The 26,322-nt window shown below is 72.6% G+C and carries 28 protein-coding genes; 13 read left to right on the forward strand and 15 right to left on the reverse strand.

What is annotated here, in order from left to right:
• Nucleotides 1–19: 19 nt before the first annotated feature.
• The 8 genes from OG509_RS06900 to OG509_RS06935 all read right to left on the reverse strand — a co-directional run bounded on the left by OG509_RS06900 (nucleotide 20) and on the right by OG509_RS06935 (nucleotide 7,271).
• A complete protein-coding gene (locus OG509_RS06900; protein WP_406180965.1) occupies nucleotides 20–1,684 on the reverse strand; it encodes an alpha/beta hydrolase in 1,665 nt (554 codons plus the stop codon).
• 190 nt (nucleotides 1,685–1,874) lie between these two features.
• On the reverse strand, nucleotides 1,875–2,672 hold the full coding sequence (locus OG509_RS06905; RefSeq protein ID WP_406187494.1) for an urease accessory protein UreD: 798 nt from the start codon (nucleotides 2,670–2,672) through the stop codon (nucleotides 1,875–1,877).
• 56 nt (nucleotides 2,673–2,728) lie between these two features.
• Nucleotides 2,729–3,415, reverse strand: a complete 687-nt coding sequence (ureG, locus tag OG509_RS06910) for an urease accessory protein UreG (RefSeq protein ID WP_385586286.1) — start codon at nucleotides 3,413–3,415, stop codon at nucleotides 2,729–2,731.
• A 41-nt stretch (nucleotides 3,416–3,456) separates the two neighbouring features.
• Nucleotides 3,457–4,131, reverse strand: a complete 675-nt coding sequence (locus tag OG509_RS06915) for an urease accessory protein UreF (RefSeq protein WP_406180968.1) — start codon at nucleotides 4,129–4,131, stop codon at nucleotides 3,457–3,459.
• 30 nt (nucleotides 4,132–4,161) lie between these two features.
• Complete coding sequence (locus tag OG509_RS06920; protein WP_406180970.1) at nucleotides 4,162–5,883, reverse strand: urease subunit alpha; 1,722 nt, start codon at nucleotides 5,881–5,883, stop codon at nucleotides 4,162–4,164.
• Nucleotides 5,876–6,187, reverse strand: coding sequence for an urease subunit beta (locus OG509_RS06925; protein WP_406180971.1), 312 nt, complete (start codon nucleotides 6,185–6,187; stop codon nucleotides 5,876–5,878). Before OG509_RS06925 ends, OG509_RS06920 begins: the two co-directional genes overlap by 8 nt.
• Before the next feature lie 14 nt (nucleotides 6,188–6,201).
• On the reverse strand, nucleotides 6,202–6,504 hold the full coding sequence (locus OG509_RS06930; RefSeq protein WP_030158263.1) for an urease subunit gamma: 303 nt from the start codon (nucleotides 6,502–6,504) through the stop codon (nucleotides 6,202–6,204).
• A 317-nt stretch (nucleotides 6,505–6,821) separates the two neighbouring features.
• Nucleotides 6,822–7,271 (reverse strand): ATP-binding protein, encoded by a 450-nt coding sequence (locus tag OG509_RS06935; protein ID WP_406180973.1) that lies wholly within the window; start codon nucleotides 7,269–7,271, stop codon nucleotides 6,822–6,824.
• Between the two features lie 196 nt (nucleotides 7,272–7,467).
• On the opposite strand from OG509_RS06935, the gene OG509_RS06940 reads away from it, so the two are divergent.
• Together OG509_RS06940 and OG509_RS06945 are read left to right on the forward strand one after the other, a co-directional pair.
• On the forward strand, nucleotides 7,468–8,355 hold the full coding sequence (locus OG509_RS06940) for a helix-turn-helix domain-containing protein (RefSeq protein WP_406180975.1): 888 nt from the start codon (nucleotides 7,468–7,470) through the stop codon (nucleotides 8,353–8,355).
• Nucleotides 8,356–8,367: 12 nt separating this feature from the next.
• Nucleotides 8,368–8,598: a DUF397 domain-containing protein gene (locus tag OG509_RS06945; RefSeq protein ID WP_134068303.1), complete on the forward strand. Its 231-nt coding sequence runs from the start codon at nucleotides 8,368–8,370 to the stop codon at nucleotides 8,596–8,598.
• A gap of 4 nt (nucleotides 8,599–8,602) precedes the next feature.
• Here OG509_RS06945 and OG509_RS06950 read toward each other — a convergent pair whose 3' ends face one another.
• The gene (locus tag OG509_RS06950; protein ID WP_387288592.1) at nucleotides 8,603–9,775 is read right to left on the reverse strand and encodes an 8-amino-7-oxononanoate synthase; all 1,173 of its coding nucleotides are present in this window, start codon (nucleotides 9,773–9,775) and stop codon (nucleotides 8,603–8,605) included.
• Between the two features lie 156 nt (nucleotides 9,776–9,931).
• Here OG509_RS06950 and bioB point away from each other — a divergent pair, with 156 nt between their 5' ends.
• The 3 genes from bioB to bioD are packed head-to-tail and all read left to right on the forward strand — an operon-like array spanning nucleotide 9,932 to nucleotide 13,212.
• The gene (gene bioB / locus OG509_RS06955) at nucleotides 9,932–11,185 is read left to right on the forward strand and encodes a biotin synthase BioB (protein WP_406180977.1); all 1,254 of its coding nucleotides are present in this window, start codon (nucleotides 9,932–9,934) and stop codon (nucleotides 11,183–11,185) included.
• Entirely contained in the window at nucleotides 11,178–12,491 is a 1,314-nt protein-coding gene (locus OG509_RS06960) for an adenosylmethionine--8-amino-7-oxononanoate transaminase (protein ID WP_406180979.1), read from the forward strand. The genes bioB and OG509_RS06960 overlap by 8 nt, the downstream gene beginning before the upstream one ends.
• Before the next feature lies 1 nt (nucleotide 12,492).
• On the forward strand, nucleotides 12,493–13,212 hold the full coding sequence (bioD, locus tag OG509_RS06965; protein WP_406180981.1) for a dethiobiotin synthase: 720 nt from the start codon (nucleotides 12,493–12,495) through the stop codon (nucleotides 13,210–13,212).
• Between the two features lie 103 nt (nucleotides 13,213–13,315).
• Here the strand turns inward: bioD and OG509_RS06970 are convergent, their stop codons facing one another.
• A complete protein-coding gene (locus OG509_RS06970; protein ID WP_406180982.1) occupies nucleotides 13,316–13,942 on the reverse strand; it encodes a hypothetical protein in 627 nt (208 codons plus the stop codon).
• Nucleotides 13,943–14,039: 97 nt separating this feature from the next.
• Nucleotides 14,040–14,462, reverse strand: a complete 423-nt coding sequence (locus OG509_RS06975; protein WP_406180984.1) for a GNAT family N-acetyltransferase — start codon at nucleotides 14,460–14,462, stop codon at nucleotides 14,040–14,042.
• A 206-nt stretch (nucleotides 14,463–14,668) separates the two neighbouring features.
• Here OG509_RS06975 and OG509_RS06980 point away from each other — a divergent pair, with 206 nt between their 5' ends.
• From OG509_RS06980 to mug, 5 genes are all read left to right on the forward strand, one after another.
• Nucleotides 14,669–16,018: a hemolysin family protein gene (locus OG509_RS06980; RefSeq protein ID WP_406180986.1), complete on the forward strand. Its 1,350-nt coding sequence runs from the start codon at nucleotides 14,669–14,671 to the stop codon at nucleotides 16,016–16,018.
• Complete coding sequence (locus tag OG509_RS06985; protein ID WP_406180988.1) at nucleotides 16,015–17,040, forward strand: hemolysin family protein; 1,026 nt, start codon at nucleotides 16,015–16,017, stop codon at nucleotides 17,038–17,040. Before OG509_RS06980 ends, OG509_RS06985 begins: the two co-directional genes overlap by 4 nt.
• Before the next feature lie 69 nt (nucleotides 17,041–17,109).
• Nucleotides 17,110–17,901, forward strand: a complete 792-nt coding sequence (locus OG509_RS06990) for an SGNH/GDSL hydrolase family protein (protein WP_406180989.1) — start codon at nucleotides 17,110–17,112, stop codon at nucleotides 17,899–17,901.
• Nucleotides 17,902–17,972: 71 nt separating this feature from the next.
• The gene (gene purB / locus OG509_RS06995) at nucleotides 17,973–19,406 is read left to right on the forward strand and encodes an adenylosuccinate lyase (RefSeq protein WP_406180991.1); all 1,434 of its coding nucleotides are present in this window, start codon (nucleotides 17,973–17,975) and stop codon (nucleotides 19,404–19,406) included.
• Nucleotides 19,403–19,978: a G/U mismatch-specific DNA glycosylase gene (gene mug, locus OG509_RS07000; protein ID WP_406187496.1), complete on the forward strand. Its 576-nt coding sequence runs from the start codon at nucleotides 19,403–19,405 to the stop codon at nucleotides 19,976–19,978. Before purB ends, mug begins: the two co-directional genes overlap by 4 nt.
• On the opposite strand, the gene OG509_RS07005 is transcribed toward mug, so the two are convergent.
• From OG509_RS07005 to OG509_RS07015, 3 genes are read right to left on the reverse strand one after another with little or no spacing between them, the layout of a single operon-like run.
• Complete coding sequence (locus tag OG509_RS07005; protein ID WP_406180993.1) at nucleotides 19,975–20,409, reverse strand: hypothetical protein; 435 nt, start codon at nucleotides 20,407–20,409, stop codon at nucleotides 19,975–19,977. The two genes, mug and OG509_RS07005, sit on opposite strands and share 4 nt — an antisense overlap.
• A gap of 40 nt (nucleotides 20,410–20,449) precedes the next feature.
• Nucleotides 20,450–21,199, reverse strand: coding sequence for an ABC transporter permease (locus OG509_RS07010; protein WP_406180995.1), 750 nt, complete (start codon nucleotides 21,197–21,199; stop codon nucleotides 20,450–20,452).
• A 29-nt stretch (nucleotides 21,200–21,228) separates the two neighbouring features.
• Nucleotides 21,229–22,140: an ABC transporter ATP-binding protein gene (locus tag OG509_RS07015; RefSeq protein WP_406180997.1), complete on the reverse strand. Its 912-nt coding sequence runs from the start codon at nucleotides 22,138–22,140 to the stop codon at nucleotides 21,229–21,231.
• 109 nt (nucleotides 22,141–22,249) lie between these two features.
• Here OG509_RS07015 and OG509_RS07020 point away from each other — a divergent pair, with 109 nt between their 5' ends.
• The 3 genes from OG509_RS07020 to OG509_RS07030 all read left to right on the forward strand — a co-directional run bounded on the left by OG509_RS07020 (nucleotide 22,250) and on the right by OG509_RS07030 (nucleotide 25,339).
• A complete protein-coding gene (locus OG509_RS07020) occupies nucleotides 22,250–23,425 on the forward strand; it encodes a sensor histidine kinase (RefSeq protein WP_406180998.1) in 1,176 nt (391 codons plus the stop codon).
• Between the two features lie 4 nt (nucleotides 23,426–23,429).
• A complete protein-coding gene (locus tag OG509_RS07025) occupies nucleotides 23,430–24,080 on the forward strand; it encodes a response regulator transcription factor (protein ID WP_030158304.1) in 651 nt (216 codons plus the stop codon).
• 101 nt (nucleotides 24,081–24,181) lie between these two features.
• Nucleotides 24,182–25,339 carry an ROK family transcriptional regulator gene (locus OG509_RS07030; RefSeq protein WP_406181001.1) on the forward strand — a complete coding sequence of 386 codons (1,158 nt, stop codon included), beginning with the start codon at nucleotides 24,182–24,184 and terminating at the stop codon, nucleotides 25,337–25,339.
• 33 nt (nucleotides 25,340–25,372) lie between these two features.
• Here the strand turns inward: OG509_RS07030 and OG509_RS07035 are convergent, their stop codons facing one another.
• Nucleotides 25,373–26,146 carry a GntR family transcriptional regulator gene (locus OG509_RS07035; RefSeq protein ID WP_406181002.1) on the reverse strand — a complete coding sequence of 258 codons (774 nt, stop codon included), beginning with the start codon at nucleotides 26,144–26,146 and terminating at the stop codon, nucleotides 25,373–25,375.
• Between the last annotated feature and the right edge of the window lie 176 nt (nucleotides 26,147–26,322).

Consider the following 26,322-nt stretch of genomic DNA (forward strand, 5'->3'; position numbering starts at 1 on the left):
CCGCCGGGCTCTGCCGGCCTTAGCGGACGGCGGGCAGCTCCTCCAGCGCCGGGAGCGCCGAGGCCGGAGCCTTCGCGAGCGACTTCGCGGCGGCCGGGGCCGGGGGAACCGGCGTGGCGTGCGGACCGCACTTCACGTCCTTGGCGTCGACCTTGCCGGTCAGCAGGTAGGCGTCCACCCGGGTGTTGATGCAGGGGTTCACCAGGCTGGTGACACCGTGCGAGCCGGCGTTCTGCTCGGTGATCAGACGCGAGCCGGCGAGGCGGCGGTGCAGCTCGACGCCGCCCTCGTACGGGGTGGCCGCGTCACGCTCGGACTGGACGATCAGGACCGGCGGCAGACCGCGCTTGGCACCGACCTCGATCGGGTTGCTCTGCTTGGACTTCCAGGTCGCGCAGGGCAGGTTCATCCACGCGTTGGACCAGGTCAGGAACGGGTACTTCTCGTGCAGCTTGGAGTTGTCCCGGTCCCACTTGGCCCAGCTGGTCGGCCACTTGGCATCGGCGCACTCGACCGCGGTGTACACGGCGTTGCTGTTCTCCGAGGCGGCGTTGCCCTTGGTGTCGGACATGTCCGGGGCGATGGCCTCGATCAGCGGCTTCTCGTCACCGGCGGCCCAGGCACTGAAGGCCTGCGCGACCGGGACCCACGAGGAGTCGTAGTACGGGGCGCCCTGGAAGAAGCCGATGAGCTCGTTCGGGCCGACGACGCCGCCGAGCGGGTTTGCCTTGGCCTGGGCCCGCAGCTGCTGGTACTTGGCTTCGACCTTGGCGCGGCTGTCGCCGAGGTGGAAGACGGAGTCGTACTTGGCGACCCAGTCCTGCCAGTCGTTCCAGCGCGTCTGGAAGGCGACGTCCTGGTCCAGGTTGGCCTGGTACCAGATGTTGTCGGTGTCCGGATTGACCACGCTGTCGACGATCATGCGGCGCACGTGGCTCGGGAACAGCGTCGCGTAGACGCCGCCGAGGTAGGTGCCGTAGGAGACGCCGAGGTAGTTCAGCTTCTTCTCGCCGAGTGCGGCCCGGATGACGTCCAGGTCGCGCGCGGTGTTCGGCGTGGTCATGTGCGGCAGCATCTCGCCGCTGCGCTCCTTGCAGCCGTCCGCGTACTCGGCGGCGAGCTTGCGCTGGGCGCGCTTGTCCGCCTCGTTGGACGGGACCGGGTCGGCCTTGGGAGCCTTGACGAACTCCTGCGGGTCGATGCAGGAGATCGGGGCGGAGTGGCCGACACCGCGCGGGTCGAAGCCCACGAAGTCGTAAGCCTTGGAGGTGTTGACCCACAGCGGGCTCTTGGTGGTGACCCGGCGCGGGAAGCGCATGCCGGAGCCGCCGGGGCCGCCCGGGTTGTAGACGAGCGCGCCCTGGCGCTCCTCCTTGGTGCCGGTGTTGCCGATCCGGTCGACCGCGAGGTCGATGGTCTTGCCGAACGGCTTGGCGTAGTCCAGCGGGACCTTGACCCAGCCGCACTGGATCGGGGCCTCGAAGCCCCAGTCGGCGGGGCAGTCCTTCCACTCGACCCCGGTGGCGGCGGCCCGGGCGGCGGCGAGCTGGACACCCAGCGCCTCCGGAAGCCCGTTGTTCTGGCTGGACGGAGCCGCGGCGGCCGGCGGGGCCAGCAGCAGGCCCGCGGCCAGCGCTCCGGTGATCAGAGTGGCAGCGCTCCCCAGCGCTGCAGTGCGTATCACGTGGTTGTTCCCCCTGCGTCAGACCCGGCCGGAAGAGGCCGGGTTGGTCGGGTCATTCGGTCGAACAGGGGGATCCTTTCGCCTGACCTACACCTGACAACAGAGCGAGGTCGCGTTCTTTGCCAACCCGATAACCGGAAAGGCGTGTACCGCTGAGCGGTGTCCCATTCGTCCCAGGTTCGCTCAGCGGTTACCAGCCGTACGTGAGACACGCCGCGTCGAGTACCTCGCGCAGCCGCAGGGCGTCGGGGGCCAGAGCCGTCACGAGGACGGCGGGTCCGGCCAGCGGAGTGACCGCCGCGAACTCCCCGAGCACCGCGGCCGTCGGCGCCGATATGGCGAACGCCGGGTCCACGACCAGGAGCTGACCGAGCGCCCGGTGGCCCGCGAGCCCCGCCGGGCCGTCCCAGCCGCCGGGCGCGCCCGGTCCGCAGGCCACCTCCTGGTCCAGCAGCGGGCTCCCGCCCCGGGTCACGGTGAGCCGGCTGCGCAGCAGGCCCGGCACCTCCCCCGAACGGCCCAGTACCTGCTCCTCGCGCAGCAGCAGCCGGGCCGTGGGGGCGAGTTCGGCACGGGTGCGCACCCGCAGGTCGCTGCCGCGTACGGAGACCAGCGGCTCCGGCAGCCACCGCAGCGCCGAGTCCTCGGCCAGGGTCAGCCGTACGTCGTACCGCGCGGGCGCACCACCGCGCCCGGGCAGCGCCAGGGTGGCGGCCGCCGAGGCCAGGGCGAGGCGGGCCCCGGGGCCGGCGGCGGCCTCCACCGTGAGGTGGTCCCCGCCGAGCGGCGCGCTCATCGCGCCGACCAGCATCACGCCGGCCTCGGCGGGCGTGCCACGGGTGCGGCGCAGCGCGAGCGGCCCTTCACCGGCCAGCAGCGGCAGGGCGGTTCCGCCCCGGCCGTCGGCGACGGCGGAGATCCGGGCGGTGGCCCGGACACCGGGCGGAGCCGGGGCCGGGGCGGGCCGGGCCGGGGCCGGTGGGGCCAGGCCGGGCGGAGCCGGGGCCGGCGGAGCGGCGGGAGGCGCGCCGGCCACCGTAGGACTCATCGGGCGGCCCAGGCGGCGATCCGCTCGCGCACCCAGGCGGCCACCGGAGCCACGCCCTGGCCGCCGCGCAGCGACTGGAAGGCGACGGGGAGTTCGCCGCGCTGCTCGGCGGCGTCGCGGGCCATCCGGTCCAGGTCGGAGCCCACGTAGGGGGCGAGGTCGGTCTTGTTGACGACGAGCAGGTCGGCCGTGGTGACCCCGGGGCCGCCCTTGCGCGGGATGTCGTCGCCTCCCGCCACGTCGATGACGAAGATCTGGGCGTCGACGAGGCCGCGGGAGAAGGTCGCGGTGAGGTTGTCGCCGCCGGACTCGACGAGGATCAGGTCGAGCGGGCCGACCGTCTCCTCCAGCTCCTCCACCGCCTCCAGGTTGGCGGAGATGTCATCGCGGATGGCGGTGTGCGGGCAGGCGCCGGTCTCGACCGCGCTGATCCGCTCGGGCGGCAGGACGGCCTCGCGGAGCAGGAACTCGGCGTCCTCCCGGGTGTAGATGTCATTGGTGACGACGGCCATGGACAGCTCGGCGCGCAGGGCGCGGCAGAGCGCGGCGACGGTGGCCGTCTTGCCGGAGCCGACGGGTCCGCCGAGTCCGATGCGCAGGGCGCGGCGCGAGCCGTCCGCCCGTACCGGCTCGGCGCTGTGGGTGTGGCGCTGGGGGTAGGTCACACCGTGGTCGAGGTGCATGGGGATCTCCAAGGGGATGGGGGGGGAGGCGGCCGGAGCCGTCAGGAGGCGAACAGCCGTACCGGCCAGTCGGCATGGAGCTCCGCCGCGATCTCCAGCAGTGGTGAGGAGGCCGCGGGCAGGGCGTCGGGGCCTACCCGCAGGGCCCGGTCCGCGGCCCGCGCGGCCCGGCCGGAGACGGCGTCGAGCTCGGGGGCGAGGCGAGCCAGGACCCCGCTCGCCTCGAAGGGGTCCAGGCCCAGGAGGCGTACCGTTGCCGTCGCCGGTCCGCTCACGCTCTCGTACGCCGCCACGTGCGCGGCCTCCAGCGGCCCGAGCCCGGCCGCCCGGGCGGTGAGCCCGAGCACCACCGGCTGGTGCGCCCCGCGCGGAAAGGCCGCGGCAAGCGCGTCGAGTTCGGCGGCCGGCCAGGTGGCCCGGGCGGCGCGCAGCAGCTGCCGGCCCAGCCGCCGGGCCGCGGTGCGCAGCGCGGGCGAGGGCGTGCGGGCGTCGGCGGCGGCGTCGAGGACCGCCGGGTCGAGCCCGAGGGCCGCGGCGGCGGCCAGTCCGGCGGCGGTGAGTCCGGCCGTGTGGAGCCGGCCGCGGCAGAATTCCTCCAGGGTGGCGGCGTCGTGGATCCGGCCGGCCTTGCAGGCGGCCTCGGCCCCGCCGGAGTGGGCGTGCCCGCCCGCGGGGAAGCGTCCGTCGGCGAGGACGAGCAGTGCGGCGAGGCTCATGGGGCCTCCGCCATCAGCAGGGGCTCCATGTCAGAAGAGGAAGTATCTCTGCGCCATGGGCAGTTCCGCGGCGGGTGCGGGCTCCACCACCTCGCCGTCGATGGTGACGGTGAACGTGTCGGCGTCGACCTCGACCCTCGGCATGGCGTCGTTGTTGCGCATGTCCGACTTGCCCACCTTGCGGGTGCTCTCGATGGCCACGAACTGCTTGCCGAGTCCGAGCCGTTCGGGCAGCTCGTCGTCGAGCGCGGCCTGCGCGGTGAAGTTGACCGAGTTCAGCCCGGGTGCCCGGCCGTGGCTGCCGAACATCGGACGGGGCAGCACCGGCTGCGGGGTGGGGATGGAGGCGTTCGCGTCGCCCATCTGTGCGTAGGCGATCTGGCCGCCCTTGATCACCACTTCGGGCTTGACCCCGAAGAAGGCGGGCGTCCACAGCACGAGGTCGGCGAGCTTGCCGGTCTCCACCGAGCCGATCTCGCGGGCGAGGCCCTGGGCCACGGCAGGGTTGATCGTGTACTTGGCGACGTAGCGGCGGGCGCGGTGGTTGTCGGCCGGCCCGTCGCCGGGCAGGAAGCCGCGCCGCTTCTTCATCACGTGGGCGGTCTGCCAGGTGCGCAGCACGACCTCGCCGACGCGCCCCATGGCCTGGGCGTCGGAGGAGATGATCGAGATGGCGCCGAGGTCGTGCAGTACGTCCTCGGCGGCGATGGTCGAGGGCCGGATCCGGGACTCGGCGAAGGCCAGGTCCTCGGGGACGGCCGGGTTGAGGTGGTGGCAGACCATCAGCATGTCGAGGTGTTCCTCGATGGTGTTGACGGTGTGCGGCCGGGTCGGATTGGTGGAGCTGGGCAGGATGTTCGGCTCGGAGACCACGGTGATGATGTCGGGTGCGTGCCCGCCGCCCGCGCCCTCGGTGTGGTACGAGTGGATCGTCCGCCCGGCGATGGCGGCGAGGGTGTCGGCGACGAACCCGGCCTCGTTGAGGGTGTCGGTGTGGACGGCGACCTGGGCGCCGGTCTCCTCGCAGACGCTCAGGCAGGCGTCGATGACGGCGGGGGTGGCCCCCCAGTCCTCGTGGATCTTGAAGCCGAGGGCGCCGCCGCGCAGCTGGGAGTGCATGGCTTCGCGGGACATGGTGTTGCCCTTGCCCAGCAGGCCGATGTTGACGGGGTAGGACTCCAGGGCCGCGAACATCCGGGCGAGGTGCCAGGGTCCGGGCGTGACGGTGGTGGCCTTGGTGCCCTCGGCGGGGCCGGTGCCGCCGCCGACGAGGGTGGTGATGCCGGAGGCGAGGGCCTCGTCGATGACGGTCGGCGAGATGAAGTGCACGTGGGCGTCTATGGCGCCGGCCGTGACGATCTTCCCGTTGCCCGCGATGATCTCGGTCTCGGGACCGATCACGAGGGCGGGGTCCACCCCGTCCATGGTGTCGGGGTTGCCGGCCTTCCCGATGCCGCAGATACGGCCGTCGCGGATGCCGATGTCGGCCTTGACGATGCCCCAGTGGTCCAGGACGACGACTCCCGTGATCACGGTGTCGGGGGCGCCTTCGGCGCGCGTGGTCCGGGCCTGGCCCATGGACTCGCGGATCACCTTGCCGCCGCCGAACACGGCCTCGTCGCCGGAGCGTCCGGGGCCGCCGCTCAGGTCCCGCTCGATCTCGACGAAGAGGTCGGTGTCGGCGAGCCGGATGCGGTCGCCCGCGGTCGGCCCGAAGAGGTCGGCGTACGCGCGGCGGTCGAGCTCAGCCATCGAGCGGCCCTCCGATCTCCCCGCGCAGGCCCGGTACGGTGCGCAGCCCGCCCAGCGGTACGAGTTCCACGGCGACCGGGATGCCCGGCTCGAAGCGCACGGCGGTGCCGGCGGCGATGTTGAGCCGCAGCCCGCGGGCCGCCGGGCGGTCGAAGTCGAGGCCGGGGTTGGCCTCGGCGAAGTGGTAGTGGGAGCCGACCTGGACGGGCCGGTCGGCGGCGTTGAGCACGGTGAGGCGGGTGACGGGCCGGCCCTCGTTGAGGCGCACCGGGCCGTCCCCGTGGACGATTTCGCCGGGGATCATGCGGGTTCTCCCCTTCAGACGATCGGTTCGTGGACGGTGACGAGCTTGGTGCCGTCCGGGAAGGTCGCCTCGACCTGGACGTCGTGGATCATCTCGGGGATCCCCTCCATCACCTCGGCGCGGCCGAGCACCGTGCGGCCGGAGGCCATGAGCTCGGCCACGGTCCGCCCGTCTCGGGCCCCTTCGAGGATGTGCGAGGTGATCAGGGCGATCGCCTCGGGGTGGTTGAGGAGGACGCCGCGCGCCTTGCGCTTCTCGGCCACGTCCGCGGCCACGTGGATGAGCAGTCGTTCCTGCTCGTGCGGTGTCAGTTGCACTCGTATCACCAAGCTTCCAGGACCATGTCAGCGTCGCGTCGGGCCGACCCTAAGCGGCCTTCAACACTTTGTTGACCTGCACGTATCCGGGCCAAGCGTCTCTTGCCCAACGCAGGGGAAGGCTTTCCGTCCCGAGCACCGGCGCTTTGCCGAAGGATGGGTGATCATTGACGGACGGCCATGGCCGCCACGCTAGGCGCCGCGTTTTTCCGCCGCGTTAACCCACGTTTCAGGGAAGCACTCGGTTCAACTCCCGGGCCGCCCGCACCCGGTTCCGTATACGGACACCCGGGAGGAGTTACGGCCCTGGGCCTGGATCAGCAGCCCGAGACGCTCTTCGCGGGGGCTCCGACGGGCCAGGGGAGGGCGATCCAGACGGTCTTGCCGCCGTCCTCGGTGGGGCTGACCGAGAGCCGGCCGCCCGCTTCGGCGGTGAGCCAGCGGATGATGACCATCCCCCGGCCGTTGTCCTGCTGCACGGCGGCCGGGAGGCGCCTGGGCCAGCGCGGGTGACTGTCGGTCACCCCGACGCGCAGCCACTCCCCGCGCTCCAGGCGGACGTCGACGGTGAAGGTGGGCGACTGGCCGAAGGTGTGCTGGACGGCGTTGGTGGCGAGCTCCGAGACGATCAGCCGGATGCTGTCCGCGGTGTCGGCCTCGTCGGGCAGTCCCCATTCACCGAGCACCTCCGCGACGTAGCGGCGGGCGGTGGCGACCGAGGCGGGATCGCTCGGCAGAGTGACGGATGCTTCCTGGAGGTCTGCCATGGCGACGGTCCCTTTCCCACCGGGGCGAACCGCCCCGGATCTGTGCTGGACGCCAGAGTGCCACCCATCGTCCCGCCGGTGCGGCCGTTCCCCCAAGATATGCATATATCTGTCGCTCAATGCGGTGAACTCTGCTACGGAAGAGCGTATTTGGACGGCAGACTGGTGCGAGCTGTGCCGGTGGAAGGAGGCGGGTATGCAGCACGGTCCCGCGGTGCGTCGGCGCAAGCTCGGCGAGGAACTGCGCGCCCTGCGCGACCGGACCGGACTCACCAGTGGTGAGGCCGCCCGGATCGCGGGGTGGCACCAGTCGAAAATCAGCCGCATCGAGACAGGGCGCAGTGGCGTGAAACCGGAGGACATCCGCCTCCTCCTCGATGTGTACGGAGAGGTCGTCAGCCCCGAGCAGCGGGCGCTGCTTGAGGCCCTGTCGGCCTCGGCGGCGGGACCCGCAGCGGGCGGGGGCGAGGCCGGACGCGGCCGCCAGTGGTGGCACGACTACCGGGGCCTGCTGCCCCAGGAGTACCGGGACTTCATCAGCCTGGAGGCGAGCGCCCGCGCGGCTCGTACGGTCGAGCTCTCCGTGGTGCCGGGCCTGTTGCAGACCCCGGAGTACGCGCGGGCGGTGACCCGGGCCGCGCTGGGCGGGCTGCCGGAGCCCAAGGTGGACGCGCTGGTCGACGTACGGCTGGCCCGGCAGTCGGTGCTGCGGGCGGATCCGCCGCTGGAGCTGAGCGCCGTACTGGACGAGGCGGTGCTGCGGCGGCAGATCGGCGGGCCCGGGGTGATGGAGGCGCAGCTGCGGCATCTGGTGCAGGTGGCCCGGTTGCCCCAAGTGCGGCTGCAGGTACTGCCGTTCAGCGTGGGGGGTCATCTCGGCCTGACAGGACCGTTCGTTATTTTCTCATTTCCGAACATCGCCGATCTGGATGTGGTGGTACTCGACCATTTGACGAGTAGCCTCTACCTGGAGCGGAAGGAAGACCTTGAGGCGTACAGCGCCGCATTCCGCACCATCCAGGCGCACGCCCTCCCGCCCCAGGACTCGTCGGATCTCATCAGCTCACTCGCTGACGACGCGTAAGGAGGCACCCCCGTGTCCGCAACCCCCCTATCCACCAGCGGACTTCTGATCAGCGCGCGGTGGCGGCGGAGCAGCCGCAGCACCGGAATGAACAACTGCGTGGAAACCGCCGTCCTCGGTGGCGGCGGCCTGCTGGCCGTCCGCGACTCGAAGCGGACGGACGGCCCGGCCGTGCTCTTCACCGAGCCGGCCTGGAACGGCTTCCTCGCAGCCGTACGGGCAGACGTGGACGTACTCGCGTGAGGCCCTAGCAGTCCGTGGCTCCGGCCGGGGCGGTCTTCAGGATCGTCTCGACGGCCCGGTCGATCTCGTCCCCCGTGAGATCGGCCCGTGCGGTCAGCCGCAGCCGGGAGATGCCGTCCGGCACGGACGGCGGACGGAAGCACCCCACGGACAGACCTGCCTCGCGGCAGTCGGCGGCCCAGCGCAGTGCCGCCGCGGCCGACGGGGCCCGTACCGACACCACGGCCGCGTCCGGCCGGGCCGCGGTCAGGCCGGACGCGGTGAGCCGCCCGTACAGCCGGTCGGCCACCTCGCGGGCCCGGCCGGCGCGCTCCGGCTCCCGCCGGAGCAGGCGCAGGCTCGCCAGCGCCGCGCCCGCGGCGGCCGGTGCCAGCCCGGTGTCGAAGATGAAGGTCCGGGCGGTGTTGACCAGGTGCCGGATCACCTTGGCCGGACCGAGCACGGCCCCGCCCTGGCTGCCCAGGGACTTCGAGAGCGTGAGGGTGGCCACCACCCCGGGCGCGCCCGCGAGGCCGGCGGCGTGCAGGGCCCCCCGGCCGCCCTCCCCCAGGACGCCCAGCCCGTGCGCGTCGTCCACGACCAGGGCCGCGCCGCGCTCCCGGCAGGCGGCCGCGTACGCGGCGAGCGGGGCGGCGTCCCCGTCCACGGAGAACACCGAGTCGCTGACCAGCAGCGCCCGGCCCTCCTGTGCGCCGAGCGCCTTGCGCGCGGCTTCCGGATCGGAGTGCGGGATCACTTCGATGCCGGCGCGCGAGAGCCGGCAGCCGTCGACGATGGAGGCGTGGTTGCCCGCGTCGGAGACGACGCGCGTGCCGCGGTCGCTGAGCGCCGTGACGGCCGCCAGGTTGGCGGCGTACCCGGAGGACAGGACGAGCGCGGCCTCGAATCCGCAGAACGCCGCGAGCTCCCGCTCGAGCTCCGCATGAAGCTCGGTCGTACCGGTCACCAGGCGTGATCCAGTGGCCCCGGCCCCCCACCGCTCGGCCGCCTCGCGCGCGCCGCGTACGGTCTCGGGGTGGCGGGACAGGCCGAGGTAGTCGTTGCTCGCGAGGTCCAGCAGCGGCGAGGAGGCCGGGCGGGGGCGCAGCGTCCGGACGAGTCCGGCCTGCTCACGGGCCCGCTCCGCGTCGTCGATCCAGGCGAACACGTCATCGGGCTCGGGGCTGTGCTGGCTCATCGGCGGGTCCTCGTTTTTTGTCGGCAATCCACAGACCTGCCTGACCCTAACGGCCGCCACTTGAGTGCCAGGTGTGGCGATCCACACACTCCGTTCCGGCCATGTTGTGCGATCTCTCCTTGGCCGGGAGTGCTCGTGTAGTCCAGGATCGGCGTCATGGACCTGCTGAACACCCTGGTGGACAAGGGGCTGCGGCGCGAGCTGCCGACCCGCGAAGAGGCGCTTGCCGTACTGGCGACCTCTGACGACGAACTGCTCGACGTGGTGGCCGCGGCCGGCAAGGTGCGCCGCCAGTGGTTCGGGCGTCGGGTCAAGCTGAACTACCTGGTCAACCTGAAGTCCGGGCTCTGCCCCGAGGACTGCTCCTACTGCTCCCAGCGGCTGGGATCGAAGGCGGAGATCCTCAAGTACACGTGGCTCAAGCCGGAGGAGGCCTCGCAGGCCGCCGCGGCCGGTGTCGCGGGCGGCGCGAAGCGCGTGTGCCTGGTGGCGAGCGGGCGCGGCCCGACGGACCGCGACGTCGAGCGGGTCGGCAGGACGATCGAGGCGATCAAGGAGCAGAACGAGGGCGTCGAGGTGTGCGCCTGCCTCGGCCTCCTCGCGGAGGGCCAGGCCGAGCGCCTGAAGGACGCGGGCGCCGATGCCTACAACCACAACCTGAACACCTCCGAGGCCACGTACGGCCAGATCACCAAGACCCACACGTACGCGGACCGGGTCGACACGGTGCAGAAGGCGCACGCGGCGGGCCTGTCCGCCTGCTCCGGTCTCATCGCGGGCATGGGCGAGAGCGACGAGGACCTGGTCGACGTCGTCTACTCGCTGCGCGAGCTGGACTCGGACTCGGTCCCGGTCAACTTCCTGATCCCGTTCGAGGGCACCCCGCTGGCCAAGGAGTGGAACCTCACCCCACAGCGCTGCCTGCGGATCCTGGCGATGGTCCGGTTCGTCTGCCCCGACGTGGAGGTCCGGATCGCCGGCGGCCGCGAGGTGCACCTGCGCTCGATGCAGCCGCTCGCGCTGCACATCGCCAACTCGATCTTCCTCGGCGACTACCTCACCAGTGAGGGCCAGGCCGGCCAGGCCGACCTCGACATGATCGCGGACGCCGGTTTCGAGGTGGAGGGCGCCGGTACGACGACCCTGCCGGCGCACCGCGCGGACGCGTTGGCGGCGGCCAGGGCCGCGGCCGGCCAGGGCCCGTGCGGCTCCTCGGCGGCCGAGGCGGGCTGCGGTTCGGCGTGCGGCGGCTGCTCGGGCCACGAGGCCGTCCCGGCACAGGCGGCGGTCGCGGCATCGGCACCGGTGCCCGCCGGGGCGCCGGCCCAGGCTCCGGCCGGCGAGGTCCGCCCGGACCTGGTGGCGGTCCGCCGCCGGGGCGCGGGAACGGACCTCGCCCCCAATGCCTGACCAGCACCACTCGCTGCCGGCCGCGGAACTGCTCGCGCTGGACCGGCAGCACGTCTGGCACCCGTACGGTCCGATGCCCGGGCGGCAGGAGCCCCTGGTGGTCTCCTCCGCCTCGGGGGTCCGGCTCCGGCTGGCCGAGCCATCGCAGGGGCAGGACGAGCTGGTCGACGGCATGTCCTCCTGGTGGTCGGCGATCCACGGCTACAACCACCCGGTGCTGAACGAGGCCGTGACCGACCAACTCGGCCGGATGTCACACGTGATGTTCGGCGGACTCACCCACGAGCCCGCCGTCCGCCTCGCCGCCCGGCTGGTCGAGATCACCCCGCCCGGCCTGGAGCACGTCTTCCTCGCCGACTCGGGGTCGGTCTCGGTCGAGGTCGCGGTGAAGATGTGCCTCCAGTACTGGCGTTCCATCGGCCGGTCCGGCAAGACCAGGCTGCTGACCTGGCGCGGCGGCTACCACGGGGACACCTGGACGCCGATGGGCGTCTGCGACCCCGAGGGCGGCATGCACGAGCTCTGGGCGGGGATCCTCCCGCAGCAGCTCTTCGCGGACGTCCCGCCGAGCGGATTCGACGCGCCCGTGGATCCCGCGTACGTCGACCACCTGCGCTCCCTGCTCTCCGCCCACGCGGACGAGCTGGCCGCGGTGATCGTGGAACCGGTGGTCCAGGGCGCGGGCGGCATGCGCTTCCACAACCCTGGATACCTGCGGGTGCTGCGCGAACTGTGCGACGAGTACGACGTCCTGCTCGTCCTGGACGAGATCGCGACGGGCTTCGGCCGCACCGGCGCCCTGTTCGCGGCCGACCACGCCGGGATCACCCCGGACGTGATGTGCCTCGGCAAGTCCCTGACCGGCGGCTACCTCACGCTGGCCGCCACCTTGTGCACGGAGCGGGTGGCGAACGGGATCTCCCGGGGCGCCGTCCCGATCCTCGCCCACGGGCCGACGTTCATGGGCAACCCGCTCGCCACGGCCGTGGCGCTGGCCTCGATCGACCTGCTCCTCGGGCAGGACTGGCAGCGCGAGGTCAAGCGCATCGAGGCGGGTCTGCTGGAGGGCCTGGCCCCGGCGCGGGAGCTGCCCGGTGTGCGGGACGTAAGGGTCCTGGGCGCGATCGGCGTGGTCCAGCTGACGCACGAGGTCGACGTGGCTGCGGCGACCCGGGCCGCGGTACGCGAAGGCGTGTGGGTACGGCCGTTCCGGGACCTGGTCTACGTGATGCCGCCGTTCGTCACGGACGACGCCGACGTGGCCCGCATCTGCCGTGCGGTGTGCGCGGCCGCGCAGGAGGGCTGACATGACGGTACTGATGGTCTCGGGCACGGGCACGGAGATCGGCAAGACGGTGGTCACGGCGGCGGTCGCGGCCGCCGCCGTGGCGACGGGCCGCTCGGTGGCGGTGCTCAAGCCGGCTCAGACGGGCATGGAACCCGGCGCTCCGGGCGATGCGGCGGAGGTGGTCCGCCTGGCCGGGCCGACGGTCACGGCGGTGGAACTGGCCCGCTATCCGGAGCCGTTGGCCCCGGACACGGCGGCCCGCCGGGCGGGCCTGCCGACGCTCTCCCCGACGGAGATCGCGGAGGCGGCGCGGGACCTGTCCGGCTCCCACGACCTGGTCCTGGTGGAGGGGGCGGGCGGGCTGCTGGTCCGCTTCGACGAGGCCGGCCACACCCTGGCCGACGCGGCCCGCCTGCTCGACGCCCCGGTCCTGGTGGTCACCCCGCCGGCCCTCGGCACCCTCAACTCGACGACCCTGACGGCGGAAGCCCTCCGGGCACGGGGGCTCAAGGCGCCGGGCGTGGTCATCGGCAGCTGGCCGGCGGAGCCGGACCTGGCCTGTCGCTGCAACCTGGCGGACCTGCCGTCGTCCTCGGGGCTCCCGCTGTTGGGCGTCGTACCCGAAGCCTCGGGATCCCTGTCCCCGGAGTCCTTCCGCGCGGCGGCTCCCACGTGGCTCTCCGCCGCCCTGTCGGGCACCTGGTCCCCGGAGTCCTTCCTGAGGACCTGGCAGCCCTGATCCGACACCCCGGACCGATCAGGTCCGGCGGCGCCGACCGGCCCGCCGGGCCTTGCCGTTCGCGGGGCCTTCCCGTCCGCGGGCCTTCCCGTCCGCGGGGCGTTCAGTGGCCGCCGCGTGGCTCGTGGCAGCCGCCCTCCATGTAGGCGCCCTGCGCCTGCACGCTCACCGGCGGGCTCGCATGACCCGTCACGCACGGCCCGCTCTCCGGAATCGACAGGACGAACGAGAGGTCGCCCGTGCTCGACGCGTACACGTCTCCCGTCTCCACCTTGTAGCCCATCCCGGTCAGGAGCCCGCTGAGCTCCTGCGCCGTCCGCGGTGCGCCCTTCCCGTCGGAGCCGCCCAGCGCCGCCTTGATCCGTGCGGCGTGCGCGTCGCCGCGGCACTGGGCGGCGGGCGTGAGCGCGGCCTGGTTCTTGTACGCGTGGTTCTCCGCGTACTTGCGCGCCGCCGGGTCCGTGGGCAGGTCGTCCGGCGCGGCCGACGAGGTCGGCGCCGCGCTCGCCTTCCCCTCGCACAGCGCGGCCACCTCGGGGAAGAGCTTGTCGTGGCGGCCCACCGCGGCCGCCGCCCGGGCGGCGTAGTCCGTGCTCTGGCCGGGCGCCGGCACCGGGGACGGGTCCGCGACCGCGCCGCTGCCGGCCGCCGTGGTGCCGCAGGCGGTCATGGCAAGCATTCCGGCGGCCAGCAGCGCGGCGCGGGCGGGGGTGGTCGTACGGGATGTCACTGGGTCTCCACTTCCTGGGGGCCCCAGCGGCCGGGGCGCATGATCGGATCACCCGATTGTCGTCACGGTACGGCCCCGAACTCCTGAGTACGCGTACTCAGCCGAGCGGCTTGACCCAGCGGGTCCACTGGTCCCCGGGGTGGTACCCGCCGGCGGCCCATGCCCCGTGCGCCCGCTCGTTGCGGTCCAGCACCATCGCGTCGGCGCGCCGTCCGCCGAGCTCGCGGAACCGCTCCTCCGCGGCGGCCAGCAGCGCCGACCCGATGCCCTGGCGGCGGCGATCCGGGTGCACCGCGAGCCGGTACAGGTGGCAGCGCCAGCCGTCGAAGCCCGCTATCACGGTGCCGACCAGTTCGCCCTCGCGCCTGGCGAGCAGCAGGGCGTGCGGATCGCGGGCGTGGAGGCGCTCGACCCCGGCGAGGTCGTCACTGATACTCGTTCCCTCGGCGGCCGTCTTCCAGAAGTCGAGCACGGCGGTGAGATCAGCGGCGGACGCGGGACCGATATGAAGATCACTCATGGCCGGATCCCATCATCCGGTTGCGCTCCGCCAAAAGAATGATCCGACCTCTTTGCCTTTCCTTTACTATGGTGCAAGCGGTCGACCGACCCGAAAACCGACCCGAACGAAAGGTGTGAGCGTCCGCCCATGGGCGAGCCCCCCAGTACCCGACATCGCGCGATACCCCTCCTCCTGGCTGATCATGGGACGGAGGTGACCGACCGATGACCGAAGTGCTCCTGCTCCTCGTGGCGCTGCTGCTCTGCCTTGCCTGCGGGGCCTTCGTCGCGGCCGAGTTCTCGCTCACCACCGTCGAGCGCAGTGAGCTCGAACAGGCCGCCGAGCGTGGCGAGCGCGGAGCCGAGAGCGCCCTGGAGGCCGTCCGGAGCCTCACGTTCCAGCTCTCCGGCGCACAGCTCGGCATCACCGTGACCGGCCTGGTCATCGGCATGATCTCCAAGCCCTCGATCGCCGCCCTGCTCCAGGGCCCCTTCGAGGCCATGGGGCTGTCGGCCGACACCGCCTCCACCACCGCCCTGATCCTGGGCACCGTACTGTCGACCGTCGTCCTGATGGTCGTCGGCGAGCTGGTCCCCAAGAACTGGGCGATCTCCTCACCGCTGGCCATCGCCAAGCGCGTGGCCACCACGCAGCGGGTATTCAGCCGCACCTTCCGGCCGTTCATCAGCCATCTCAACACCACGGCGAACCACATGGTCCGCCGGCTCGGCATGGAGCCGGCCGAGGAGCTCGCCTCCGCGCGCACCCCGCAGGAGTTGGTGGCGCTGGCCCGGCACTCCGCGAAGGCGGGCGCGCTGGAGAAGGACACCGCCGAGCTCTTCGTGCGGACCCTGAACCTGGCCGACCTGACCGCGGAGAACGTCATGACCCCGCGGGTCCAGGTCACGGCCCTCGACGTGCAGGCCACCGCCGAGGACGTGGCGAACGCGACGCTCGCGACCGGCCTGTCGCGCTTCCCCGTCTACCGCGGCAGCCTCGACACCGTCGTCGGCACCGTCCACATCAAGGACGTGCTCGCGATGCCCGCCGAGGAACGGCACCGCCGCCCCGTCTCCCGGCTGCTGCGCGATCCGCTGCTGGTACCGGAGTCGCTGACCGTGGACCGGCTGCTGGACCTGCTGTCCGGCCGCCAGACGATGGCCGTGGTGATCGACGAGTACGGCGGCACGGCCGGCGTGGTCACCCTGGAGGACATCGTCGAGGAGGTCGTCGGCGAGGTGCGCGACGAGCACGACCCGCACGAGACCTCGGACCTGGCCCCGGCCGGTACGGACGCCTCCGGGCGCCCCCTCTACTCCGCCGACGGCGCCGTGCGCACCGATCAGCTGGAGCGGATCGGACTGCGCGTGCCGGACGGCCCGTACGAGACCCTCGCCGGGCTGATAGCGACCGAGCTGGGCCGGATCCCGGCCGTCGGCGACAGCATGGAGCTGGCCGGCTGGCGGCTCGACGTGGTGGACGCCAGCGGCCGGCGGGCCGCGCGGGTGCTGCTGCACGCGCCGGCCGAGCCGGCGCAGGAGTCCTCGGACAAGGGTGGGGAGGGAGCGCGATGACGGTGCTCCAACTGCTGATCGGCCTGGCGACCCTGGTCGTCAACGCCTTCTTCGTCGGCGCCGAGTTCGCGCTGATCTCGGTGCGGCGCAGCCAGATCGAGCCGTACGCCGAGCAGGGCGACCGGCGGGCCCGCGCCGTGCTGTGGGCGCTGGAGCACGTCTCGGCGCTGATGGCGGCGGCCCAGCTGGGCATCACGCTGTGCACCCTGGTGCTGGGTGTGGTGGCCGAGCCGGCCATCGCGCACCTGCTGACCCCGCTGTTCGACCTGGTCGGGGTGGACTCGAGGCTGACCCACGTGATCTCGTTCGTGGTGGCGCTGGCGCTGGCCACGTACCTGCACATGCTCTTCGGCGAGATGCTGCCGAAGAACGTGGCGCTGTCCGAGCCGGTGCGCACCGCGCTGCTGCTCGGTCCGCCGCTGGTGACCCTGGCCCGGGCGCTGAGGCCGGTGATCTTCGCGATCAACGCCTTCGCCAACCTGCTGCTGCGGATGCTGCGGGTGGAGGTGAAGGACGAGGTCGCGGCGACGTTCACGGACGACGAGCTGGCCCGGATCGTGAAGGACTCCAGCGCCGCGGGGCTGATCGACGGCCGGGCGAGCGAGCGGCTGCACGACGCCCTGGAGCTGGGCCGGCGGCCGGTCACCGATGTGGTGCTGCCGCTGGACCGGGTCGTCGTGGCCCGGGAGGGCGTCACGCCGACGGCCCTGCAGCGACTGTCCGCCGAGTCCGGGTACTCCCGTTTCCCGGTGATCGACGCCCAGGCCGGGATCCTCGGGTACCTGCACGTCAAGGACGCCCTCGACGCGGACGGGCCGGAGCGGGACCAGCCGTTCCCCGTCTCCGCGCTGCGTCCGATCGCGCAGGTACGGGCAGAGACCCCGCTGGACGACGTACTGACCGCGATGCGGCGCAGCCGGACGCATCTTGCGGCGGTCATGGGCTCGGGCGGGGCGATGACGGGCCTGGTCACGATGGAGGACGTGCTGCGCGAGCTGTTCGGCAGGCCGGCCTCCGCCTGACGCGGTTGCCACCGCGGTGGTGCCCCGGCCCTGCACGGCCGGGGTACTGCGCGGTAGCATCGCTGCGCCATGGAGATGAATGCGTCTTACACCAGTTTCGTCGCGGTCGGCGACTCCTTCACCGAGGGCATGTCCGACGTGCTGCCCGACGGCTCCTACCGCGGCTGGGCCGATCTGCTGGCCGCCCGCCTCGCGGCGCGAGAGCCCGGCTTCCGCTACGCGAACCTCGCGGTCCGCGGGAAGCTGATCGGGCAGATAGCCGAGGACCAGGCCCCGGTCGCGGCGGCGATGGGCGCGGACGTGGTGACGCTGGTCGGCGGTCTGAACGACGCGCTGCGGCCGAAGGTGGACATGGGCCGGGTCCGCGGGCACCTGGAGGAGGCCGTGGGGCTGCTGGCCCCCACCTGCGGGACGCTGGTGCTGATGCGCTCGCCGGGGCGCAACGGGCCGGTGATGGACCGGTTCCGGCCGCGCATGGAGGAGCTCTTCGGCATCATCGAGGAGCTGGCCGCCCGGCACGGGGCCCTGGTCGTGGACCTGTACGGGCCCGGGGTGCTGGCCGACCCCCGCATGTGGGACGTGGACCGGCTGCACCTGACGGCCGAGGGCCACCGCCGGGTCGCCGAGGCGGTCTGGCAGACGCTGGGCCTGCCGCCCGAGCAGGACTGGCGCGCCGAGCTCCCGGCGGCGATACCGCCGGGCTGGGCCGTGCGCCGGTCCCAGGACCTGAGCTTCGCCCGGCAGCACCTGCTGCCGTGGGTCGGCCGCCGCCTGACGGGCCGCTCCTCCGGGGACGGCCGACCGGCCAAGCGCCCGGAGCTGCTCCCGTACGAGGCAGGCGCGCGCGAGCAGCTCTCGTAGCAAGGCACAATCCGGGGCGGGGTCCCTACCTGCGTAAACGCACAGCTGCGGCCCAAGTAGAATCCCTACACGTGACAGCCAAGCCCCGCATCCCCAATGTCCTGGCCGGCCGCTACGCCTCCGCGGAGCTCGCCGTCCTGTGGTCCCCCGAGTACAAGGTGACGCTGGAGCGGCGGCTGTGGCTCGCCGTGCTCCACGCCCAGAAGGACCTCGGCATCGAGGTCCCGGACGCCGCCCTCGCCGACTACGAGCGCGTCCTGGAGACGGTCGACCTCGCCTCCATCGCCGAGCGCGAGAAGGTCACCCGGCACGACGTGAAGGCCCGCATCGAGGAGTTCAACGCCCTCGCCGGCCACGAGCACGTCCACAAGGGCATGACCTCCCGCGACCTCACCGAGAACGTCGAGCAGCTCCAGATCCGGCTCTCGCTGGAGCTGGCCCGCGACCGTACGGTCGCCGTCCTCTCCCGTCTGGGCAAGCTGGCCGGCGAGCACGCCGAGCTGGTCATGGCCGGCCGCTCCCACAACGTCGCCGCGCAGGCGACGACCCTGGGCAAGCGCTTCGCCACGGCGGCCGACGAGCTGCTGGTCGCCTACGCCCGGCTGGAGGACCTGCTCGGCCGCTACCCGCTGCGCGGGATCAAGGGTCCGGTCGGCACCGCCCAGGACATGCTCGACCTGCTGGGCGGCGACGCCGCCAAGCTGGCCGACCTGGAGCAGCGGATCGCCGCCCACCTCGGCTTCGCCCAGGCCTTCACCTCCGTCGGCCAGGTCTACCCGCGCTCGCTCGACTACGACGTGGTCACCGCCCTGGTACAGCTGGCCGCCGCCCCCTCGTCGATCGCGAAGACGATCCGCCTGATGGCCGGCCACGAGCTGGTCACCGAGGGCTTCAAGCCCGGCCAGGTCGGCTCCTCCGCGATGCCGCACAAGATGAACACCCGCTCCTGCGAGCGCGTCAACGGCCTGATGGTCATCCTGCGCGGCTACGCCTCGATGACCGGCGAGCTGGCCGGCGACCAGTGGAACGAGGGCGACGTGTCCTGCTCCGTGGTCCGCCGGGTGGCCCTGCCCGACGCGTTCTTCGCGTTCGACGGCCTGCTGGAGACCTTCCTGACGGTGCTCGACGAGTTCGGCGCCTTCCCGGCCGTCGTGGCCCGCGAGCTGGACCGCTACCTGCCGTTCCTCGCGACCACCAAGGTCCTGATGGGCGCGGTGCGGGCGGGTGTCGGCCGCGAGGCCGCCCACGAGGTCATCAAGGAGCACGCGGTGGCCTCCGCGCTCGCCATGCGCGAGCAGGGCGCCGAGCGCAACGAGCTGCTGGACAAGCTGGCCGCCGACGAGCGGATGCCGCTGGACCGGGCCCAGCTCGACGCCCTGATGGCCGACAAGCTGTCCTTCACGGGCGCGGCCGGTGACCAGGTGGCCGCGGTGGTATCCCGTATCGAGGCGATCGCCAAGCAGCACCCGGAGGCCGCCGGGTACGCACCGGGATCGATCCTCTGACCGCCGAGGAGCTGAGCGCCGCCCGTGACCGCGTCCTCCCGGACGTGGTCGCGGGCGGTCTGCGTGTGCTGTTCTGCGGGATCAATCCGGGTCTCCTCTCCGCCGCGACGGGCCACCACTTCGCCCGCCCCGGCAATCGTTTCTGGCCGGTCTTGCATCTGTCCGGCTTCACCCCGCGCCGCCTGGATCCCGCGGAGCAGGAAGAGCTGCTGACCTACCGGCTCGGCATCACCAACGTCGTCGCCCGCGCCACGGCCAGGGCCGACGAGCTGAGCGCCGAGGAGTTCCGCGAGGGCGGCCGCATCCTGACCGCCAAGGTGGAACTGCTGCGCCCGCAGTGGCTGGCGGTCGTCGGAGTCACCGCCTACCGCACCGCCTTCGGCGAGCGGAAGGCACAGATCGGACCCCAGGACCGGACCATCGGCTCCACCCGCGTCTGGGCGCTTCCCAACCCCAGCGGCCTCAACGCCCACTGGACCGCGGAGTCCATGGCCCAGGAGTACGCCCGCCTCCGCTCGGCCGCCGAGTCGGCTGCCGAGCAGACTCCCCAGCCGAACCCGGACACCCCCTAGGGCGGGTCGATCACGGTCACCGCGGCCATCAGCTGCGGTGAGTGGTCGGCCCCCCAGCGGGCCTCGTAGACGGCGACCCAGCGGTCCCCGACCCGCCAGAGGTGGAGGTGGTCGCTGGTGTCGCCGATCTCCTGCCACGGCTGCGCCACCTCCCCGGCCTCCGTCCGCAGCCGCAGGCTGTCGAGCGTGAACCGGTCGGGCGTGCCCCAGCGCTCCTCCAGCCGCTGGGCCAGGGCGTCGAACTCGGCGGACACCTGGTCCTCGTGCGCCAGGCGGTCGGCCGCGTCCTCGTCCCCGTACCACCGGCTCCCGCCCAGCTCCGCGAGGTGGTAGCCGGGCCCGCTGGTGCCCACTTCGGACCTGCCCGGGACGTCGGGGAAGGCACGCGTCCGGAGCCGGTCGATCGTGTCGAGATGCTCTGCCGTGGTCATACCGTCAGTATCGCGTCGAGGTCTGACAACTGGCCCGGCGTCACGCGTCCCGCCGGCGCACCGCCAGCCAGCCGCCGGCCAGCGCGGCCGCCGCCCACAGCGCCAGCACGCCGAGGCCGCTCCAGGGACCGAGCCGACCGCTGGACTCCAGGTGCATGACGAGCTGCCCCGCCTGGTCCGGCAGGAACTCGGCCACGCCGCCCGCGGCCTGGCCGATGATGAACGGCGCCATGACGACGAAGGGTATGAGCACGCTCAGCACGATCGCCGCACTGCGCAGCACCGCTGTCAGTCCGGCCGCGAACAGGGCCATGAGCGTGAGGTACACACCGCTGCCGAAGACGGCGCGGAGGGTGCCCGGGTCCCCCAGGGACATCGCGTACTGGCCCATGAACGCCTGGCCCAGGACGAAGGTGAGCAGGCCGGTGACCTGGGCCGTCAGGAAGGCGAGTGCGCCCACCATGGCGATCTTCGACAGGTAGAGGCGCGTACGGCTCGGCACCGCGGTCAGCGACGTGCGCAGGGCGCCGTTGTGGAACTCGGCGGCCAAGGCGCTGGCCCCGAAGGCGAACGCCGCTATCTGGCCGAAGTTGATGCCGTAGAAGGCGCCGAGGAGCGGGTCCTCCCCCATGCTGCCGGCCTCGGCCTGGCCTACGGCGGCAGCGGCCAGAGCCTGTATCCCGGCGGTGGCCAGGAATATGGCGATCAGCGCCCCGAACGTGCCGCGAAGGGACCGTATCTTGATCCATTCCGAGTGCAGGACGGGGACGGTGGGCAGAGCGGCGCTCATGGCGAAGCCTCCTTGGGTCTTGGGGAAAGTCAGTGGGTGGCGGCGAACTGGGCGTGGTCGGCGGTCAGGTCGAGGTAAGCCTGCTCCAGCGAGGCGCGTTCGTCGGAGAGTTCCAGCACGGGGATGCCCTCGCGGGCTGCCATGCCTCCGAGCTGCTCGGCCCGTATGCCCTCCACCGTCCAGCGCCCGTCTCCGGTACTCGCCAGCTCGAAGCCGTCCCGGGCCAGGGCCGCCCGGAGACGGACCGGGTCCGAGGTCCGCAAGCGCACCTTCGGGGTGCTGCGGGCCTCGATGAACTCCTCCATGGAGGAGTCGGCCAGCAGCCTGCCCTGTCCGAGCACGACCAGATGGTCGGCGAGCGCCGCGGTCTCGGACATCAGATGGCTGGAGACGAGCACCGTGCGGCCCTCGGCGGCAAGGCCGCGCATCAGCTCGCGGATCCAGATGATGCCTTCGGGGTCGAGCCCGTTGGTGGGCTCGTCCAGCAGCAGCACCTCGGGATCTCCCAGCAGCGCGGCCGCTATGCCGAGACGCTGGCGCATGCCGAGCGAAAAGGTCTTGACCCGACGCTTTGCCGCCGAGGCGATCCCCGCCTGCTCCAGTACCTCTTCGACCCTGCGGACCGGGATGCGGTTGGCAGCGGCGAGGAAGCGGAGGTGGTCCCGGGCGGTGCGCCCGCCGTGGGCCGCCTGGGCGTCCAGGAGTGCACCCACCCGGTGCAGCGGGTCGGGGAAGTCGGCGAACCGGGCCCCGCCGATCCTGGCCGTCCCGGAGGTGATCCGGTCCAGGCCCAGCAGCAGGCGCATCGTGGTGGACTTGCCGGCGCCGTTGGGGCCGAGGAATCCGGTGACCCGCCCCGGCAGGACGTCGAAGGTGAGGTGGTCCACGGCTCGGGTGCGGCCGTATTCCTTGGTCAGTTCTCGGATCTCGATGCTGTTCATGGCTCAAGATTCGCTGCCCGCCCCACCCCCGCTCCTCCCCCATGCGAGGGTGCCGTCTCCCCCACGTGGGGGAGACGTATCCGGGCCGGTCACTGCCACGATGGGGGGCATGTACCGACTGCTCCGTGCCCCGCTCCAACCGGTGACCTACTCACGCTGGTTGCATCTGTGCGTGCCCGTGCTGCTGCTGGCCCTGTGGATGTTCATAGAGCCGGCGTGGCCGTGGATGCCGTTGGTCATCGTCATACCGTTCGGCCTGGTGCCCTGGGTGCGGCTGGCCGAGGGGCTGCAAGCGCAGTTCCTGCTCACCCCGCACGACCGCGGCGACCTCGACAGCGGCATCAGTGCCGCGCCGTCGGCGCGGTGGAGCGACCGGTGGCGGACACTGCTGTGGCTCGAGACACGGCTCGTCATCGCGCTCGCCGCCATGGCCGCGACCGTATGGCTCCCGGTGGTGACCGTCGAACTCGTCGCCGCGGCGCTCGGACACCCGCTCAACTCGGACCTCATGATCCCCTTCGTTCCGCCGCGTTGGGCCGCCGCACTGCTCGTTCCCGTCCCGTTGGTCCTTCTCATCGCCATAGTGGTGCTGCTGGGCGAGCTGGTCACCGCGGTCGCGCGCCGGCTGCTGGGGCCTTCGGCCGCCGAGCGGCTCACCGCCCTGGAGGCCCGCACCGAGCAGCTGTTGGAGCGCACCCGCATCGCGCGGGAGCTGCACGACTCGATCGGGCACGCCCTGACGGTGGCCGTGGTGCAGGCGGGGGCGGCCCGGGCCGCCGGCAACCCCGAGTTCACCGACAGGGCGCTGAGTGCGATCGAGGAAACGGGCCGGGCCGCGCTGGAGGACCTGGAACGGGTCCTGCTGATCCTGCGGGAGTCGGCGCAGCCCGTCTCCCAGCGGCCGACGCTGGCCGAGGCCGACCGGCTGCTGGAGTCGGCGCGGGCATCGGGGTCTGAGGTCGACGCCCAACTGACGGGGCCGCTGGAGCAGTTGCCGGGCCCGGTCACCCGGGAGGGCTACCGGATCCTGCAGGAGGCGCTCACGAACGTGCTGCGGCACTGCGGGCCGGTGCCGGTCAAGGTCCGGGTGGAGATGGCCGTCGGCAGGCTGGACATGGAGGTCATGAACCCGCTGCCGGAGGGGCCCGCCTTCATCCCCGGCAGCGGGAGCGGGCTGCGCGGGATGCGGGAGCGGGCCGCGCTGCTCGGCGGGGAGGCCGAGACCGGGCCGTTCGAGGGCAGTTGGAGGGTGCGCGCACGGCTTCCGCTGGAGCGAATACGCTGACCGGATGCCGGTTACCGTTCTGCTCGTCGATGACGAACCCCTGGTGCGCGCGGGTCTGCGTGCCGTCCTGGATGCCCAGCCCGACATCGAGGTGGTGGGTGAGGCGGCCGACGGGGCCTCCGTCGTCCCGCTCGTGCGGCAGCTGAGGCCGGACGTGGTGGCCATGGATGTGCGGATGCCGCTGCTCGACGGGATCGAGGCGACGCGGGCCGTGCTGCGGACCGTGGATTCCCCGCCGAAGATCCTCGTGGTGACCACGTTCGAGAACGACGAGTACGTGTACCAGGCGCTGCGGGCCGGGGCGGACGGATTCTTGCTGAAGCGGGCCCGCCCCTCCGAGATCGTGCACGCGGTGCGGCTGGTGGCCGAGGGCGAGACGCTGCTGTTCCCGGCGGCCGTGCGGGCGCTGGCCGCGGAGTACGGGAACCGGCAGGCGCGGGCGGTACTGAAGCGGGCCGCGCTGACCGAGCGGGAGGAAGCGGTACTGCGGGCGATGGCCCGAGGGCTGACGAACGTCGAAATCGCCAAGGAGCTGATCGTCGGCACGGAGACGGTGAAGTCCCACGTGAGCGCGATTCTGGGCAAGCTCGGGGCGCGCGACCGGACCCAGGCGGTGATCACGGCCTACGAGTCGGGATTCGTCGCCCCGGCCTGAGGGGAGGAGCCGGTTCCGGCCGATGGGGGGCTGCGTCTCGCAGCGGCCCCGGGGGCACAGTACGATCCGGCAGACAAGCTCGCTAGCTGGGAGGACACACGTTGGGGCAGCTGACCGGCGGGGATCCCTCTCTGCTCCGGCGGATCAATTCGGCCGTGGTGCTGCGTGCGCTGCGGGCGGCCGAATCGCCGACCCTCACCGACCTCACCCGGGTGACCGGACTGTCCCGGCCGACGGTCGAAGGTGTGGTCGAGGGGCTGATCGGGACCGGGCTCGTCGTCGAGGCCGGCGCGGAGGAGGGCGCGCGGCGCCAGGGGCGGCCGGCCAGGCGCTACCGGTTCCGGGCCGAGGCGGGGCATCTGCTCGGCATCGAGATCGGCTCGCACCGGATCGCGGTGCTGCTGTCCGGGCTGGACGGGCGGGTGATCGGCGCCGGCACGAAGGAGGTCGCCGAGACGGCGTCCGCCGACGAGCGGCTGGAGCGGGTGCGGGCGGCGGTGGCCGATCTGCTGCGGCGGGCCGGCGTACCGCGGGACTCCCTGCGTGCGGTCGGCGTCGGCAGCCCCGGGATCGTGGAGGCGGACGGCACCGTACGCCTGGGCACGGCACTGCCGGGCTGGACCGGACTACCCCTCGGGGAGCGGCTGAGGCGCTCGTTCCGCTGCCCGGTACAGGTGGAGAACGACGCCAATGCGGCCGCGGTCGCCGAGCATTGGAAGGGCGCCGCGCTGGACACCGACGACATGGTGTTCGTGATGGCGGGGCTCAGCCCCGGCGCGGGATCACTGATCGGAGGACGGCTGCACCGCGGCTTCGGCGGGGCGGCCGGCGAGATCGGCGCCCTGCACCTGCTGGGCCGTGATGTCACGCCCGAGAAGCTGCTGTCCACGACCGGCGAACCGCTGCACCCGCTGGACGAGCAGGCGGTCGCCGAGGTCTTCGCGATGGCCCGCCGGGGCGACGGGCGGGCCGTGGCCGCGGTGGAGCGCTTCATCCAGCGGCTGGTGCACGACGTGGCGGCGCTGGTCCTGGCCATGGATCCGGAGCTCGTCGTGGTCGGCGGCTGGGCGGCCGGCCTGGCCGGTGTCCTGGACCCCCTGCGCCGCGAACTGGAGCGCTACTGCCTTCGTCCCCCGCGGGTGGCGCAGTCCCTGCTCGGCGAGGCCGCGGTGGCCACCGGGGCCCTGCGCCTGGCGCTGGACCACGTGGAAGAAGAGCTCTTCGCGGTGGAGAAGACGGTCACGACCCGCCGCCGCTGACCCCGCGGCGGCGGACGGGCGGAGTCTCAGCCGTCAGGAGGCGACGCGGGCTTCGTGCGTTATCTCCACATCGCCCGCGTCACCGAAGGTCAGGCGGCAGGTGTCCGCGCGGTACGTGGCGACCGAGACGGCGGCCGTACCCGCGGCGGTGAAGTACCGGGTGGTGACCACGAGCACCGGCGCACCCGGCAGCCGGTCCAGTTCCTTGGCGTCGTCGGCACGCGCCGAGCCGAGCTCCACCGAGCGGTCCTGCCCGTCCAGGGCGAGCCGCTGAAGCTCCCGCAGCACGGCCCGGGCGCGCGCCGGTCCGGCCGGGGCGTCGATGGCGGAGAGGCCGGGCACGGAAGCGGCCGGCACGTACAGCAGCTCGGCGGCTACGGCCTGCCCGTGGGAGACCCGGGTCCGGCGCACGGTGTGCAGGGGCCGGTCGGTGGCGCCGGCGCCACCGAGGAGCTTCAGGACGGCGGCGGACGGCAGGGCGGCATCGGCCGGGTCCGCGTCCACGACCTCCCAGCCGTCGACGCTCTCGCCGGGCCAGCTCTGCCCCGTACTGCCGACGGCCACGCCGACCCGCGGCGGGGCCACGGTGGTGCCGACCCCGCGGCGGCGCTGCAGCCGCCCTTCGAGTTCGAGCTGCTCCAGGGCCTGGCGCAGGGTCGCGCGGGCGACTCCGAAGCGGGCGGCGAGCTCACGCTCGTTCGGCAGGACCTCGCCCACCGCGAAGTCCTGGTCGAGCGCCTCGCTGAGGACGGTCTTGAGGTGCCAGTACTTAGGCTCCGGCACCGTTTCGAGCTGCGTGGTCCCCACCCTGACTCCTCCTGCCATCGCTGCAATCGCCGTGTTCCAGCGGCAGTTCCGCGCCCTTGTTTATTAAAGGTTCCTGCACTATCCCTGCGACGATAGGACGGCACTCCCCCTTGGTCAAGACCAATCCTCACCCCTTTACCGGGCACATCGGGCATACGTATCAAGCCGTTCATGCG

Origin of the sequence: Streptomyces sp. NBC_01006, assembly GCF_045162725.1 — a bacterium.
In the GTDB taxonomy this organism is placed as follows: domain Bacteria; phylum Actinomycetota; class Actinomycetes; order Streptomycetales; family Streptomycetaceae; genus Streptomyces.

Coding starts and splice junctions, on each gene's coding strand:
- OG509_RS07025 (WP_030158304.1), top strand. CDS start 23,430: ATGCCGGTTACCGTTCTGCTCGTCGATGACGAACCCCTGGTGCGCGCG.
- OG509_RS07005 (WP_406180993.1), bottom strand. CDS start 20,409: ATGACCACGGCAGAGCATCTCGACACGATCGACCGGCTCCGGACGCGT.
- ureG (WP_385586286.1), bottom strand. CDS start 3,415: ATGCACCTCGACCACGGTGTGACCTACCCCCAGCGCCACACCCACAGC.
- OG509_RS06920 (WP_406180970.1), bottom strand. CDS start 5,883: ATGGCTGAGCTCGACCGCCGCGCGTACGCCGACCTCTTCGGGCCGACC.
- OG509_RS06975 (WP_406180984.1), bottom strand. CDS start 14,462: ATGAGTGATCTTCATATCGGTCCCGCGTCCGCCGCTGATCTCACCGCC.
- OG509_RS07010 (WP_406180995.1), bottom strand. CDS start 21,199: ATGAGCGCCGCTCTGCCCACCGTCCCCGTCCTGCACTCGGAATGGATC.
- OG509_RS06925 (WP_406180971.1), bottom strand. CDS start 6,187: ATGATCCCCGGCGAAATCGTCCACGGGGACGGCCCGGTGCGCCTCAAC.
- OG509_RS06940 (WP_406180975.1), top strand. CDS start 7,468: ATGCAGCACGGTCCCGCGGTGCGTCGGCGCAAGCTCGGCGAGGAACTG.
- OG509_RS06985 (WP_406180988.1), top strand. CDS start 16,015: ATGACGGTGCTCCAACTGCTGATCGGCCTGGCGACCCTGGTCGTCAAC.
- OG509_RS07015 (WP_406180997.1), bottom strand. CDS start 22,140: ATGAACAGCATCGAGATCCGAGAACTGACCAAGGAATACGGCCGCACC.
- bioD (WP_406180981.1), top strand. CDS start 12,493: ATGACGGTACTGATGGTCTCGGGCACGGGCACGGAGATCGGCAAGACG.
- OG509_RS06915 (WP_406180968.1), bottom strand. CDS start 4,131: ATGAGCCTCGCCGCACTGCTCGTCCTCGCCGACGGACGCTTCCCCGCG.
- OG509_RS06950 (WP_387288592.1), bottom strand. CDS start 9,775: ATGAGCCAGCACAGCCCCGAGCCCGATGACGTGTTCGCCTGGATCGAC.
- OG509_RS06960 (WP_406180979.1), top strand. CDS start 11,178: ATGCCTGACCAGCACCACTCGCTGCCGGCCGCGGAACTGCTCGCGCTG.
- OG509_RS06935 (WP_406180973.1), bottom strand. CDS start 7,271: ATGGCAGACCTCCAGGAAGCATCCGTCACTCTGCCGAGCGATCCCGCC.
- OG509_RS06980 (WP_406180986.1), top strand. CDS start 14,669: ATGACCGAAGTGCTCCTGCTCCTCGTGGCGCTGCTGCTCTGCCTTGCC.
- OG509_RS06990 (WP_406180989.1), top strand. CDS start 17,110: ATGGAGATGAATGCGTCTTACACCAGTTTCGTCGCGGTCGGCGACTCC.
- bioB (WP_406180977.1), top strand. CDS start 9,932: ATGGACCTGCTGAACACCCTGGTGGACAAGGGGCTGCGGCGCGAGCTG.
- OG509_RS07020 (WP_406180998.1), top strand. CDS start 22,250: ATGTACCGACTGCTCCGTGCCCCGCTCCAACCGGTGACCTACTCACGC.